The organism is Salegentibacter profundi (assembly GCF_054121475.1).
Genome location: NZ_JBSYGG010000006.1, coordinates 144548 through 160375, shown reverse-complemented (window position 1 = coordinate 160375; position 15828 = coordinate 144548). Strand labels below are relative to the sequence as shown.

General features: G+C 39.9%; 13 protein-coding genes. All 13 read right to left on the bottom strand.

Features of this window, described 5'->3' with window-relative positions; all coding sequences use genetic code 11:
• Position 1 precedes the first annotated feature (1 nt).
• Positions 2–892: a type IX secretion system ring subunit PorN/GldN gene (porN, locus tag ACW6NC_RS10130; protein WP_457865738.1), complete on the bottom strand. Its 891-nt coding sequence runs from the start codon at positions 890–892 to the stop codon at positions 2–4.
• 14 nt (positions 893–906) lie between these two features.
• On the bottom strand, positions 907–2469 hold the full coding sequence (porM, locus tag ACW6NC_RS10125) for a type IX secretion system motor protein PorM/GldM (RefSeq protein ID WP_457865736.1): 1563 nt from the start codon (positions 2467–2469) through the stop codon (positions 907–909).
• Between the two features lie 55 nt (positions 2470–2524).
• On the bottom strand, positions 2525–3187 hold the full coding sequence (gene porL, locus ACW6NC_RS10120) for a type IX secretion system motor protein PorL/GldL (RefSeq protein WP_457865734.1): 663 nt from the start codon (positions 3185–3187) through the stop codon (positions 2525–2527).
• 59 nt (positions 3188–3246) lie between these two features.
• Positions 3247–4611 (bottom strand): T9SS ring complex lipoprotein PorK/GldK, encoded by a 1365-nt coding sequence (gene porK / locus ACW6NC_RS10115; protein ID WP_457865732.1) that lies wholly within the window; start codon positions 4609–4611, stop codon positions 3247–3249.
• Positions 4612–4728: 117 nt separating this feature from the next.
• Positions 4729–5883 carry a formimidoylglutamase gene (locus tag ACW6NC_RS10110; protein WP_457865730.1) on the bottom strand — a complete coding sequence of 385 codons (1155 nt, stop codon included), beginning with the start codon at positions 5881–5883 and terminating at the stop codon, positions 4729–4731.
• Between the two features lie 3 nt (positions 5884–5886).
• Entirely contained in the window at positions 5887–8439 is a 2553-nt protein-coding gene (gene topA / locus ACW6NC_RS10105) for a type I DNA topoisomerase (RefSeq protein ID WP_457865728.1), read from the bottom strand.
• Between the two features lie 155 nt (positions 8440–8594).
• The gene (locus ACW6NC_RS10100) at positions 8595–10178 is read right to left on the bottom strand and encodes a 4Fe-4S binding protein (RefSeq protein WP_457865727.1); all 1584 of its coding nucleotides are present in this window, start codon (positions 10176–10178) and stop codon (positions 8595–8597) included.
• Positions 10175–11461, bottom strand: coding sequence for an NAD(P)/FAD-dependent oxidoreductase (locus tag ACW6NC_RS10095; protein ID WP_457865725.1), 1287 nt, complete (start codon positions 11459–11461; stop codon positions 10175–10177). The genes ACW6NC_RS10100 and ACW6NC_RS10095 overlap by 4 nt, the downstream gene beginning before the upstream one ends.
• Positions 11462–11469: 8 nt before the next feature.
• A complete protein-coding gene (gene arsM / locus ACW6NC_RS10090) occupies positions 11470–12438 on the bottom strand; it encodes an arsenosugar biosynthesis arsenite methyltransferase ArsM (protein ID WP_457865723.1) in 969 nt (322 codons plus the stop codon).
• A 5-nt stretch (positions 12439–12443) separates the two neighbouring features.
• The gene (locus tag ACW6NC_RS10085; RefSeq protein ID WP_457865722.1) at positions 12444–13256 is read right to left on the bottom strand and encodes a purine-nucleoside phosphorylase; all 813 of its coding nucleotides are present in this window, start codon (positions 13254–13256) and stop codon (positions 12444–12446) included.
• A 3-nt stretch (positions 13257–13259) separates the two neighbouring features.
• Entirely contained in the window at positions 13260–13871 is a 612-nt protein-coding gene (locus tag ACW6NC_RS10080) for a TIGR04282 family arsenosugar biosynthesis glycosyltransferase (protein WP_457865720.1), read from the bottom strand.
• A 25-nt stretch (positions 13872–13896) separates the two neighbouring features.
• Positions 13897–14952 (bottom strand): arsenosugar biosynthesis radical SAM (seleno)protein ArsS, encoded by a 1056-nt coding sequence (arsS, locus tag ACW6NC_RS10075; RefSeq protein ID WP_457865718.1) that lies wholly within the window; start codon positions 14950–14952, stop codon positions 13897–13899.
• Between the two features lie 138 nt (positions 14953–15090).
• Positions 15091–15426, bottom strand: coding sequence for an arsenosugar biosynthesis-associated peroxidase-like protein (locus ACW6NC_RS10070; RefSeq protein WP_457865716.1), 336 nt, complete (start codon positions 15424–15426; stop codon positions 15091–15093).
• Positions 15427–15828 lie beyond the last annotated feature (402 nt).

Here is a 15828-nt window from a genome sequence, read left to right as displayed (position 1 = left end):
TTTAATAATTCCACATATCTTGTTCAAAGTTGCGAATTTGTTCCTTAATTCGTTCAGACTCCAGCAGTTGCATAAATGCATTATCAACAATGTAATCGTTGATCTGGCGGTCTCCATGGACATTTTCCTCCTGATAGATTATTCCGTTAAATCGCCGGGCATTAAGCAAGTGATCGAAGCTTATACTTTGTGAACTATTTCCCCCACTAAATGCTTTGTGTTCATGTAAAAGTTCCCGGGCATCTGGAAACCAAATCCAAAAAAGTTCAACAAGGTCTGTCTGACCGGAATCAATAAAATTTACATCAGGAGCAACTGGAGCAATTCCAAGTAAACGATATTTCAATTCAGCTTGCCTTTTATCAAAATACCACATCCCACGGATATGATATTCTGCAATATCAGCAGAACTAAGATCCCTTCTATCAATAAATTGCTCATCCACCTCTTCTCCAGCGTTATATTGTTCAATCCCTAAATCTGTGGTATCAACTTTTGATAAGGTAGCCTCAATATCTTTAAGGGAACGTTTCTCTGTAAAATAGGAATCGGCATATATATTTTCAATAGTTCCATCTTTAATTCCTTTCATAAGAACATCGTAAAGAGAACGCCTATTTCCACCAATATTATTTGTGTCGATAGGGTAGAACAGCGGAAAATTCACTCTTTCGTCTAGATCTATTATCTCCCATACGTTTTTAGACCAAAGCACATCCCTGTCCTCAATATAGCCATATTCCAAAGGCTCGTCATTCATATCACTTAAGCGCTGAGCTTCGGTTTGTTTACCGATATCTTCAGGGCTTTTGGCATTCAATATATTTGTCTGCCCGAAGGAAACTGTGGTTAATAGCACCAATGTTATTGCAAATAATCCTCTCAAGCTCATGGTCATAAATTTTATTAATTAGTAAGCTCAATTACTACGGGAGCTACCTTTTTCAGCATATATCCGGAATTATTAGATAAACGCGCATTAATGTCAAATATTGTAACATTTTCTCCTCTACCCGCACGTCTCAAGGCAGCTTTTGCTCTATCGTCTAGACGACTTCCATTAACCTGGATGGTTGGTTGTCCGGGAACCTTAAAGCTAAATCCAGAAACATTTAGATTAATATCAAAATCAAAATCAGGTAATGTGGCTCCAATTGTTGACACCTCCAGACTATTTCGTTGCATTTTCACAGCACCGTCCTCCCCACGCACTGTACCCACAGGTCGAGGAATATCCTTTATCCTGAAAGTCGAACTCGAGGGATAGCTTTCACCATCTATCGTTCCAGTAACATTAATCTTAACCTCTCTGGCTTGAAGATTTGTGACGTCCATCATATAGCTACTGCCCGAAGTTTTTCTTAATCCTGGAGCTGATGCGCTAACATTATTATCCGGTACACCTGCCATAGAAATGGTAAGGGGATTTTGAACACCTCGGTAAAGCACATTCATCTTATCAGCAGAAATGGTCGCTGAATTAGGTTTTGGAATTACAGAAAATTCCTGATCAACGGGAACAACGGTTTCTTCACCATCTTCAACAAAAATAAGGCTACCTTCAAGTTTGTGTTGCCCGGCATTTCCAGCATTTACATTAAGTACGACCCGTCCATCTTCAATAGAGTAATCAGAATCGCTTAATTCCCGCCCATCCAGGCTTAATTCGACCCTATTCGGTTTGGTTGTAGCATCCTTTCTTCCCAAAACAATAGACCCGTCAAAAGTTTCTCCCTGGTAGTAAGCAGATCTAGGAGTCTCGAGCAAAGTTGTATAATTAGTCATGGCTACCTCACTTTGCAATTGCCCGGATAACATAGCCGAAAGAATATCATTTTCGGTAGTTTTAATATCAGATTGAGTTTGGGTCATTTTAGTAAGAGAAGCGATTAAAGGATATCCCTGATAATGGTACATAAGCCATGGCTGGGTGACGTTCTCTCTGTTGGTTACCTCTTCTGTTGAAAATTCTTCTGCGACCTCTTCGGCGATTTGAGAATATTCATCTCCAATGATGTCTATTACTCCTTCCCGGTAAATTCTTATCTGTTCCAGAAATTCCTCTCCTTTTGGGCTAACTCTTCCACTAGCAAAGAACATATTGTCCAATCGGTCTGACCTGTCCATTGCTTCGTAATCTTTTTTTCCTTCCTCATCATAATCAGCCAAAAGTTCGTTCTTAATACCTTCAATATAATCGTTGAGATTTTGTGAAAGTTCGTGGACTCTTTCAGCATCCTCCATTATGGAAACATATTTTTCTGGTTGCTCATCGGCTTTGGCTTCAAGACCTGCCATAAAAGCATTATTACGTTCCGTAGTTGATATATTAGAGGCATTTAATTTTTCATTCATAAGTCCGAAAGCCGTAAGAACTTCCTTAGACATATTTAATGCCATCATCGCGATGAAAACCAGATACATCAGGTTAATCATCTTTTGTCTTGGTGTTTGTTTTCCAGACGCCATGTGCTAATTAGTTTTGTTGTTTAAAAATTCGGATAACGTATTGGGTTTAATTAAACTAATTAGTGGTCACCCTTGTACCATTCATCGCGGTTAGCATTCCACCGTATACGCCATTGAGTGAAGATAAGTTATTAGCTAGCGAATCCATTTGGTCTTTAAGTCTGCCGGCATTCTCTGCAACTTCTTCGTTGATCTCCGCCTGACGTGAAGCTGACTCTACCTGTACTTTATAAATATTATTTAAAGTTTCCATTTGAGCGGCAGCCATAGTTAGTTCTTCACTGTATTTCTTTTGAGAAGCCATAGCGTCCACCGTAGGAGCAATTCCTTTAGCAGCTCCTTCAAAATTACGGATGCTTTCTCCTAGACTACTCATAAGACTTGCGTCTATTTTTGCGTCTCGAAGCATATCATCGAGCTTCTTAGATAAAAGGCCTTCTGCTTCCTTTTCTTCTTCGATAACCATAGATTGCTTTCTGTTATCCGCAGCAGTTCCACCTGCCAGTTCAGGATATACCAAAGACCAGTCAAGATCATCGTCTACCGGTTCAAAGGCCGAATAAGCAAAAACCAAGGCTTCAACAATAAGTCCTGCAATAAGCATTGGATTACCACCAGGCCAGTGCATCAATTTAAAAAGGGCTCCCAATATTACAATAGATGCACCTAATCCGTACACCATATTGGTTATTTTTTTTGTGGATCTTGAATTTGCCATAATTAAGAGAGATTTAGATTTTCTTTATTTTATAAATAGGTTAAATAGTTTAGGGTATTTTAACGGTTGTTCTGGTTAAGGGTTACATCGGTACCCAAGTAATCCTGAACTGTTCTAAAACCGATATAGCTTCTAGCAGAATCTGCATATTCATAATCTCGGGAGCTCACCTGAAGGAAATAGGCAACATCTTTCCAGGATCCTCCACGTACGACTTTTCGCATATCTTCTTCGTTATTTACCGTAGGGTTCATTGAAGACATGTATTGATAAGATGCTGGATCATAAGAGGAGTTGACCCATTCTGAAACATTCCCAGCCATATTATACAGTCCATAGTCATTAGGATCGTAAGATTTTGCCTCTACAGTATAAAGAGCCTGATCTGCTGCATAATCTCCGCGTAAAGGTTTAAAGTTTGCCATAAAACAACCACGGTCATTTTTGGCATAAGGCCCGCCCCAGGGATAGGTCGCTCCTTCAAGGCCTCCTCGGGCTGCATATTCCCATTCGGCTTCCGTAGGTAAACGATAGGATGGTACATTGTGATCTCCTTTGGATCGCCTGTAAGCATTATGGTAAAAAGTTCTCCACTGAGTAAAGGCTTTCGCCTGTTTCCAGGAAACTCCTACCACGGGATAATCATCAAAAGCACTATGCCAGAAATAGTCATTATGCATAGGCTCATTATATGAATAATTAAAATCTTTAATCCATACGGTCGTATCAGGATAAATCGCAATTTCCTCATTCTCAATAAAATCACGTCGGTTCCCCTGTGTCCTTGCCGCATTCTGTATATCCATGTAGGAATATTTAAACTTTAGCTTTTTAACATCGATGGTGCGCTGCCCGTTATACACCTCTTCCATGGGAATATACATAGTATCCATAACTTCGGCATAATATACATCGGGATAATCTTCAGTGTCCCAGATTATATCAACATCCTTATTTAGTTTTCGATTCTCATAATCGTCTGTTGGGCCTCCGGTACCATAGGAATTTAGCATATATTCCTCATAAGGTGTAAGATCATCGGTATCTGCATCTGCAAAAGCATATTCCCCTATTCCGCCACTGCCAGGGGTCTCCCCCATATCTTCAGCCATAATTGCCAGGCGAACCCTGATAATAGAATCCTTCACGTAGTCTACGAATTGACGGTATTCCGCATTAGTGATTTCGGTTTCATCCATATAAAAGGACCGAACGGTCACCGTTTTTGGAGGGGCATTCTTTTGGTCAGCTAGATCATCATCAGATTTCCCCATGATAAAAGCTCCACCTGGGATTAATGTCATACCGTAAGGCTTCTCCGGATTCCACTTTTTCCCTTTCGCACCCACCAGCTGTCCCCGGTCTCCCCGACCACAACTAAAAAGCAAGGCTAGAACAGCAATTAGCGAAATAAACTTCTTCATAATTTCTCTTAAGGTTAAGACATATTGCTTTTACGGCAGTAAACCTATCTATTTATTTTTTAAAAAACAATAATTTCGGTAAAAATACAGTAAATACAATTAGTGTCTGAAATTTGTTTAAACTTCGTTTTTTCTCTTGGCTTTATACCATCTTTCAGGGATTACCTGGTTGCAAGCATCCATGTAATCTTCTTCGCTGCAAGGTAATAACGTATGACGTTTTAATTTAGTATTGACCTTGGCAAGAAAAGGTATTTCTATCCACCATCGACCACTTAATGGACTCTTATAAAATACTAAAACCTCCTCATCTATTGGCACTTGATATTTAATAAACTCTTTTCTTGCCGAAATAGTATTTTCATTAGTACGGTAATTTACCCCTTCGATAAAGTACCAAAGGACCTGCGCAACCAGCATATCTTTTCTCTCCCCCGCTCCAGGTGTGTATTCATAAATCCCAAAAGAGGAAACTTTATCGCTTATTCCGGCATACCTGGATAAGGCACAGATCTCCCTCCCGTCAAAACCATTTGGAGAGTCTCCTAGCCCTAAAACTGCAGAATCCATCGCTCCCAGGTCGATTCCTACCAAGTTGGCATCTCTCATAACGGGTTCCACAAGACTGATATCATTTACGATTTCCCCCAAACGATATGCATCAAAAAACAAGCGATCCATCAATTCTATTTCATCCTGGGAATTGAAATAGGTTTGAAAGCCTAGATTCGAATAGTTAAAAAGATTATAAGGCTGATTCACTACAATTTTACCCACATAGGACCGATTATTTATCGGTTGCTCGGCATCTCCCAAATCAAATCTATGGTCGATATTTACCAAATTTACCATTTGGTCCAGGGTATCATACGCGCGGTACTGGGCATATATTAAATCCTGTCCTCCTCCCATAATCACCGGAATAATATCTTTTTTCACAAGACCCGATACCAGATGTTGAAGCGCGTAATAAGTGTCCTCTACTGTAGCGCCTTTCTCGATATCCCCCAGGTCTACAATATTCAGGTGCCAATTGCCAGGATAAAGTTTATAAAATGCTCTTCTAATGTTATCAAAATGAAGATAGCTTTCTCCTTCTTCGCATAGTCGGTTTTCCTTTACTCCTACCAAGGCCAGCTGAACATTTTCCAATTCTGGCAAGCCTGAACTTTCAGTATGTATATCCAGATTTTCATGAAGAATCTGGCCTGTTTCCTCCGAAAATTCCTCAAGCAGATCAGGGCTCACGGGACTCAGAAACTCTAAATCCATAATTTATTTCTTTTTGGTAGTTTTCTTCTTGGTTGTAGTCTTTTTGGTTGTAGACTTTTTCCCTGCTGTTTTTTTTGCCGGTGCCTTTTTCTTTGCAGTCTTCTTTTTTCCACCCTTTTTTTCCAGGATGTCTTTAACCTCATCTAAACTAAGCTCCTTAGCATCAACAGTCTTAGGAAGTTCAATTTTAGTCTTCCCTTTTATGATATTAGAGCGACCCCAACGCGCCTTTTCAACTCTAATCCCTTCCTTTTCCCAGTTGTGAATAACTTTCTCTTTTTCTTTTCTGATTTTGTCTTCAATAAGGGTTTCAATATCGTTGTCAGAGAGGTTGTCAAAGTCATATTTCTTATTGACGTTAATAAACATACCATTCCACTTTAGATAAGGGCCGAATCGGCCTACACCTTTCTGCACTGGCATTCCCTCATACTCATAAATTGGCGCATCAGCCTTTTCCTTTTCTTGTATGAGCTCCATAGCTCGATCAAAATCCACACTTAACGGATCTTCCCCCTTGGCTAACGAAACATATTTTTTCCCAAACTTTACGTAAGGTCCGAAGCGACCATTATTCACTTCAACATCTTCTCCTTTATACTCCCCAAGATGTTTGGGAAGCTGGAATAAATCCATCGCTTCCTCATAAGTTATGGAATCCAATGTCTGATCTGGACTCAAACTTGCAAATTTGGGTTTTTCTTCATCCTCAACCGATCCAATTTGAACCATTGGACCAAATTTTCCTAACCGCACACTCACCGGTTTGCCGGTTTCCGGATCTTCACCAAGAATACGTTCACCAACTTCCCTTTCTGCATTTTTGGCAACGTCCTCTACCTGTGGATGGAAGGTTTTATAAAAATTCTTCATCATCTTGGTCCACTCCTCATTTCCTTCCGCTATGTCATCAAAATTCTGTTCCACCTTTGCCGTGAAATTATAATCCAGAATATTCGAAAAATGGTTTACCAAAAAATCGTTTACTACCATACCAACCGCAGTTGGAACAAGTTTGCCTTTGTCACTGCCCACGGTTTCGGTTAATTTTTTTTCCGATATTTTGGAGGCGGAAAGGACAAATTGAAGGTAATTCCGTTCTACACCTTCTACCGATCCTTTTTCGATATAATTCCTATTTTGAATGGTAGAAATCGTAGGTGCATAGGTTGAAGGACGGCCAATTCCTAATTCTTCTAATTTTTTAACAAGAGAGGCTTCGGTATATCGGTATGGCGGACGTGTAAACCTCTCGGTGGCGGTTATGTATTTATTTAGGAGCCTCTGATTTTCCTTTAAAGCCGGGAGCATCCCGCTTTGTTCTTCCCTCTCTTCTTCATCATGACCTTCAAGATAAACCTTGAGAAACCCATCGAACTTGATAACCTCTCCGCTTGCCGTGAACAGTTTATCGTGTTTATCAGCTTCAATTTTCAAATTGGTTCGTTCCAGCTGAGCTTCACTCATTTGTGAGGCGATAGCCCTTTTCCAAATTAGCTCATATAAGCGCTGTTGATCCCGGTCCGCATTAACACTATGACTTTGGAAGTTAGTTGGACGAATAGCCTCATGGGCTTCCTGTGCACCTTTTGTTTTACCTTTGTAATTACGTGTTTTCGCATACTTCTCACCATAGGCCTTGATGATTTCGGCATTAGCACCCTTTTTGGCATCATCCGAAAGATTCACACTGTCCGTTCTCATATAGGTAATATGACCAGCTTCATAAAGTCTTTGAGCCATAGTCATTGTTTTACTCACAGAAAAATAAAGCTTTCTGGCAGCTTCCTGTTGCAAAGTAGAAGTTGTAAAAGGTGGTGCTGGTGATTTTTTAGCAGGTTTAGTAGAAAGATCGGCAACTTTATATTTTGCCTCAAGGTTTTCCTTTAAAAAGGCTTCAGCTTCCTCACGGGTGTCAAAGTTTTTTGGAAGTTTGGCTTTGAAAGATTTTCCGTCTTCTGTGGTAAATTCAGCATCAATTCTAAAAGAGGCTTCTGCCTTAAAATCCTGAATCTCTCGTTCCCGTTCAACGATTAGCCTAACTGCCACTGATTGAACTCTTCCTGCTGAAAGCCCTCCTTTTACCTTTCTCCAAAGTACCGGGGAGAGTTCGTAACCCACCAGTCTATCTAAAACCCGTCGGGCCTGTTGTGCATTTACCAAATTATAATTAATACCCCGAGGGTTCTCAATCGCCCTTAATATTGCCGATTTTGTGATCTCATGAAATACAATTCGTTTAGTCTTTTCATCTTTTAGATCGAGTTCTTCCGCAAGATGCCATGCTATGGCTTCTCCTTCCCGGTCCTCATCACTTGCCAGCCAAACCATATCAGCATCCTTTGTCAGGCTCTTTAATTTTTTTACAACATCTTTCTTATCTTTGGATACAATATATTTAGGCGTAAAATCTCCATCGGTATCTACCCCTAACTCTTTAGTAGGTAAATCGGCAATATGCCCAAAGCTCGAAGCAACTTTATAATCCTTTCCGAGAAACTTTTCTATGGTTTTTGCCTTTGCCGGGGACTCAACAATCACTAAATTTTTTGCCATAACACTGCATTTTGAAGTTGCAAAAGTATATCAATTTTTTTGTAACCCATAGCATGTCTTCACAAAACAACAACAATTGCTCGCTAATAAACCAGTATACAGAAGCTCTCAGGGTTCATAAAATTTCTTTTAAAAAGTCTGGAAAGTCAGGGAGCTTAACGGCTTTTTTGATTGATCAAATCCAAAAGGTCCACATCATCACCGAGTAAAACCTCTTCGGAATTAATTCGTCCTTCCATGGGACCGTTTTCCAATTTAAGTACCCCACGCGGACATACTGCCGAGCAAATTCCACAGCCCACGCAACTCGAACGCACAACGTTCTCTCCTTTCTGCGCGTAAGCGCGTACATCGATACCCATCTCACAATAGGTAGAACAATTACCGCAGGAAATACACTGCCCCCCATTGGTGGTAATTCTGAATTTGGAGAACAAACGTTGTTGCATTCCTAAAACTGCCGCCATAGGACATCCAAACCGACACCAAACCCTGTTCCCGAAGATAGGATAAAAGCCAACACCAATTACCCCAGAAAAAGCTGCTCCAATTAAAAAACCATACCATTCCCTAAGCTGATACCCGGGAAAGAAGAAGATATTCCCATTCCCACTGAAATAATTAATTCCAATTATAGAAAGAATCACTACCAGGTAACCTATGGCACCATATTTAGCATCCTTAGCTAATTCCTGACGTTTAAATATCATAATAGCCGCGAACAATAAGGTAAGAAACCCTGCAGCACCCCATAGAAAGATATTTCGGGTCAACCAGAATTCCCCGGTATTTTCTCCCAAAAATGAATACACCACCGCAATAGTCATCACTGTAACAAAAACAAGCACACTATGTATCACCCAGCGTTCCACCTTCCAGGCAAAAAGCGATTTATCCGACAAATGACGATATGGATCTCCTGCAGTCTCAGCAAGACCCCCGCATCCACAAACCCAACTGCAATACCAGCGTTTACCATATTTATAAGTCAAAATTGGGGTAATTACAAAAATGGAAATTAACCCAAAACCCAACATAAATACTCCAATATTTCCCGCAGAGAGGAACTCATTGACTTTGTATCCGGCAAAAAGATCGTAATTGAGTGGCCAGATATTAGCAGGATTATAATAGGGTTGGTTTAGCCGAATAAGAATTTCAGGAATCAAAAAGGCAAATCCAAGCTGAAAGAACATGACGGAATATGTACGCAGAACCTCATAGCGGTTAGTTCTGTACTTCAGAATAAACTTATAACCGAAGATAAATATAGCAAGAGTATACAGTGTGCCATATACAAACCACTGGCTCGCCGGACCGCCATTAATAAGATAACTCAATGGGTCGAAAAGAGATATAATTCCGGTATTGGGACCTTCCTTTGTAAGCCCTAAAAACTGAGGAAACCAGTAAAGTACAATATAGAATAGCGTTAAGGCGATCCCGGTGACCCAGGCCCAAAGACCACGGCCTGTCATAGATTTAAACCAGATACCATCATTCTTTACTCCCGGGTGCTTCCCGCGATATAGATCGTTGGCAAAGATCACCGTCCCCACAGTTATCAATACAAGAGATAAGCTGAGAAAAAGCGTTTTATTTGGAAAATTCACGTTAGCTAAAGCCAGCAAAAGAATAAACAAACCAATCAGCCCAATCGCACTAGCCAGTTTCTGGGTACCTGAAAGTGCACCAGGAGCCTGGCCAGCTAATGACATATTTTTCTGAATTCTACTCATACCTGCTTTATATTTTCTTTAAATGCCTTGAAAATTTCTTTTTCGTACCTATCGTAAAATTCGGGATCGAAATTAGCTTGCTTTAAATTTTTTAAAACAAAATGAATACTTTGCTTTTCGCTTAACCATCGGTCAAAAACCTCGTGCCTCATCCGAATTCCAAAAGTATTGATCCCTAAAAATCTATTATCCGAAGCATCGAAAGCAATTGTAATGGCCTTGGTGTTATCTCTATGTTGCCAACGAAAATGCATTTCCCCTTCTCCTGGGTTTGCTGAAACATTTCCATAAGTCTGGTATTCAATATCAAAAAATTTAGCTGAATTAAACCAATTACCAGGATCATATTTTTTTAAATTCCCAGTTAGATTTTTTGCCAGGGTTTCCCCCATCATCCTACCTGTGTACCACACAGCTTCAATCGCATTTCGCCCAGAGTGTGTCTTCCTGAGCTCTGCACAATCCCCTATAGCGTAAACATCTTCAATGTTAGTTTGCAAATATTGATCTACTAAAACTCCTCTACTGGTTTCGAGAGCTGAATTCTTTAAAAAGTCTATGTTAGGTCTCACCCCTACGCAAAGACCAACCAGCTGGCATGTTATCTTTTCACCGGTTTCTGTAATTACAGCATTCACGCGACCGTTTTGATCTCCTACAATTTTATCGAGTTGAATTTCATGACGGAGATCAACGCCATGTGACTTCAGGTGTGCTGAAATCATTCTGGCATCCTCCATCGGTAACACATTTTGCCAAAAGGCCTTCTCTCTGATTAGGACAGTAACCTCAATATTTCGGGTCATAAGCATTTCGGCAAGTTCCACACCTATAAGCCCTCCACCAAGAATAACGGCTTTTTTACAGTTCCTGGTATTTTCTTCCAGAAGCTCCAAGTCTTGTTTTGACACCAAACCTTGTACACCCTTTAAATCCTGTCCTTCCCAACCAAATTTATTATAAACCGAGCCGGTAGCTAGCACAAGTTTATCATATTCCATGGTCTCTCCTGAAGAAAAATCAAGCCTCTTCTGTTGAAAATCTATTTCATCTACCCAGGCTCGCTTGAGCCCTATTCGGTTTTTCGACCAGAACCAATCCTCGTAAGGTTTAAGGTGCTCCCATTTCATATGGCCCATATAAACATACATCAAGGCAGTGCGGGAAAAGAAATAATCGCTTTCCGCAGAGATCACGGTAATGCGTTTATCAGATAACTTTCTGATATACCGTCCGCAGGTTATACCTGCTATCCCGTTTCCGATGATGACAATATGTTCCATAATTAAATTTAACAGCAGCCCCCGCCATCATAATGATAGGTCGATTCGCTAATATAAATATCATCTCTGCTTAGTTTTGCTAGCTCGTTGGCCGTTTTATCACAGATAGCTAAAGGTTGATTTTTCAACAAAATGTGGCCCTTTTTATCGTCAAAATAATCATTATTTCCATAATAGATAGCAGCTTTACCAGTAAAAACGCAAGGGCCATCTTCAGGCATAGGATCTTTTATGGCAGCAAGCTCCACTGCCTCAACAATTATCAATTCAGATGTAGAATAGTTTTTAGGATCCAATATTCGGTATGGCTTTTTGGCCCTTATTTCAATAGTTCCAAACCCCACTTCGGTGAGCGCTTTTACATACTCCTTGAGCGGAAGGCTTCCACTAAGGCACAAAGCTCGCAAACGCTCATCTTCTCTTAGTTCATCATTGATAGGCTGTTCGCAAACAGGGTCACTCATTACCAAACGCCCGTGAGGCTTTAAAACCCGGTACATCTCCTTCAAAGCTTTTTTTAGGTCATCTGTTTTAAATATATTAAAAAGACAATTTTGTGCTGCCACATCAATACTTTCATCGCTCAAAGGCAAGGATAGGGCATCCCCTTTTCGAAGATCAACAAATTCATTTTTAAACCACGGATTCTGCTTTTCTGCCTCGATGAAATTCTTCCTTGAGGCCTCAAGCATTTCATTCACAGAATCTACCCCGACCACCCCATCGATTTGACGTGAAAAGTAAGCGAATTGAAGTAATTCCATTCCACCTCCCACTCCGACATAAAGAATTTTAGGTTCACCTACCAGGTCACGTGGATGTACGGTGCTACCGCAACCATAATTCATTTCCTGCATTATTTGTGGAATTTTAAGTCCAGGGAGTTCCCAAATAGGATTAGTGGTACAACAAAGGCCCACATCAGGAATTACTGCTGCTTGCCGATAGATATCATTTGTGGTTTCCAGATAACTCATCTCTTCTATATATTTTTAATAACCTCTTTAAAAATCGTAATCATATTAGGTTCAGCTTTTTCCGCCATCTCAATAATTTCTTTGATATCTACTGGCTCAAGATTATCAGGGTCACCTTCATCGGTAATTACCGAAATCGCCGAAACAGGAATATTCAAATGATTAGCCACGATAACTTCAGGCACCGTACTCATTCCTACGGCATCGGCGCCCAGAATCTTTAACATCCTGTATTCTGCACGAGTCTCCAGTTGGGGACCCAGAACTGACGCGTAGACCCCTTTATGCAAAACAATTCCATAATTCTTTGCCGCCTCTTCTATGATCTGGTTCATTTCAGGATCATAAGGCTGACTCATATCAACAAAACGTTCGCCTAATTTTTCTACTCCATGGAAAGCCAGTGGGGAATCACCCAATAAATTGATATGATCATCAATAAGCATGAGTTCCCCCTTTTTGAAATCAAGGTTAATGGAACCCGAGGCATTACTCACGAGCAGCTTCTTTATTCCCAGCCTTTTCATCACCCTTACAGGATAAGTGATCTCCCCTAGACCGTAACCTTCGTAATAATGGAAGCGCCCCTGCATTACTATCACTTTCTTCCCTCCAAGTTTTCCAAAAATTAATTTGCCTTTATGAAACTCTACCGTTGCAGTTGGAAAGTATGGGATGTGATTATAACTCACCTCTACTTCTATCTCAATTTGCTCGACCAATTTCCCCAATCCCGTTCCCAGGATAATTCCTATATCCGGATTATCAAATCCACGGGAGACCAGGTAATCAGTAGATTCATCCAGTTCTTTTACCATTGTTTAATCTATGAATTTTATTAATTCTGAATCCCTGGGTATATCGCTTAAAACATCGATATCATTACAGCTTTTCAAGATTTTAACCTTATCCTTTTTAAAATCTTGTAGCGTATTTTTAAGTACCGAATCTGTACTCCAGGCCTTATTTCTAAACACCTTCGAATTTAGTGATTTCATTCCTAATAAATAATATCCTCCATCTTTTGCAGGACCAATTACCACATCTTCTTTCTTTAGATGATCAAATGCATCTTTAATATCTTTTTGTGAAATTTCAAGAAGATCCGTTCCTATAATAATAACTCGTTGATAGGTATTTTCAAAAGCATCGCAAAAAGCATTTTCCATCTTTTCGCCTAAATCCTGCCCTCGTTGTAATTCTTTACGGAAATTCTCGGAATCAAAAATTTCCTGCTCCGGAAAGGCTTCTGAATAATATATAACCTTATCTACCTTTAGATTTTTCGTAGCCTCGTAGGTATGGTGCAAAAGAAAATTATAAATTGCCAGAGCGGCATTATTGCCGACTTCCTGTGCTAAACGGGTTTTCACCCTCCCTTTTAAAGGATTTTTGGCGAAAATTATCAGTAGTTCTTCGGAGGTTTTTCTCAAGCTAAATCTATTTAAATTAAGAAAATTAAGCGACTGTTCCCTGGCAACTGCTCCCTGAACCAGCAGTGCAACCATAACAATGCTGAGAAATCCTTATCTCACGTTCCTTCAGCACATCCTCATTATAAGCACTAATATGGTTCACATTGGAAGCTACCTTCAGCTCTAGCATCTGATTAAAGTCGCAGTCATACAACCAGCCATCCCAACTTACCGATATAGTATTGGTACACATTATATTTTTAACCGCCTCCGGATTATAGGCATTGACAAGTTCATACATATAGTCTTCGTAGTTCTCTGATGCAATTAGATATTCCAAAAAACGGCTGATAGGCAAGTTGGTAATGGCAAAGAGGCTATCGAAATCAATATCAAAATCATTTTTTAATGCCTTTTTAAAATCTCGTTCCATCAGCTCCTGATTAGTAGGTAAAAATGCACCAGCAGGATTATAAACCAAATCAAGCCTTAAACCGGATCCACTTTGAGCATAACCTACTTCATTTAGCCTCTGAAGGGCATCTATGGATTTATCAAAAACACCATTTCCACGCTGTTTATCTGTTTTTCCTTTTTTGTAAAAAGGTAGGGATGAAACAACATGAACATTGTGTTTTTTAAAGAACTCAGGGAGGTCGTGATACTTCTTATTGGCCACAATTATTGTAAGGTTGGACCGAACTATAAAATCCTTTACCCCTGCTTTGGCGGCTTCCTCTACAAACCATCTAAAATTAGGGTTCATCTCAGGAGCTCCTCCTGTGAGATCCAAAGTATGTGCACTGGTTTTCCTGATTACCTCAAGACATTGCTCCATTGTCTCCCTGGTCATGATCTCCTTGCGGTCCGGCCCTGCGTCAACATGGCAATGGGAACATACCTGGTTACACATATAACCCAGATTGAGTTGAAGCACCTCCAACTTTCCCGGTTTTAAAGGAAAATTACCTGTCTCGGCAAGTTTTTCTCTAAACCTAGGAAGCTCAGCTTCCTTAAAGAGACCGTCATCCAGGATCTCCAATTGTCTTTCAGGATTAGAAAGGCTGTCTTTTCTAGCTGATAATGATTTGCTGGACATATTCTTGGTTCAATTAAAAGGAGTAATAATTAATTAGATACATCTAATAATGAGTCAACACGGCTCTTTATTTAAGAATTCGATCTGTACCAGGGTAAAAAAATTCCCATTTAATACTTTGTTCTTAATAGAAAGATTTCACATACTTAATTTCTTGTGCTTATTCATCATTTGTACCCCGTGAACAAGAGTGGCTCCACTTTTTATGGCAGCCCCAACATGTACGGCTTCCATCATTTCTTCTTTTTCAATCCCGCGTTCCAAACCATCTTTGGTATAAGCATCAATACAATAAGGACATTGCACAACATGGGAAACCGCCAAGGCGATCAGTGATTTTTCACGGGCTGAAAGAGCCCCTTCCTCAAATACCTTTCCGTAGTAATCAAAGAATTTCTCTCCAAGCTCCTCACTCCATTGGTTAATTTCACCAAATTTCCGAAGATCGGTTGGGTCATAATAAGATTTTGACATTTCTAATTTTTTCGCTAAAGATAGGGTTTTCTTTGTGGAATACCAGACCATCCTAGTCCACTCCAAGCTTCTCGAATAGATCAACAAAACCATCCTGCTTTATTGTCCATATCAAAACCTGTAACAAACTTTAGTTGATTTTCAACTACAATTTAGAGAAACCATTGATAGTAAATTGCCTTATTTATCAAGGAAACAGGACCTCACACAAGAGAAAAGAAACCCACCAGGTAAACAGAGATTTAGAAATGAAGGGAGAAAACAATATCAGGGATTAAATCCTATCCTTACGGTCACGCCTTGAATTAATCAATTTTCGGATTAAAAAAATCGCTGCCCCAAGAATAAAAAGGATTTCCAGTCCTAAAAAAACATATATTAATTCCATAAGAATATAATTAG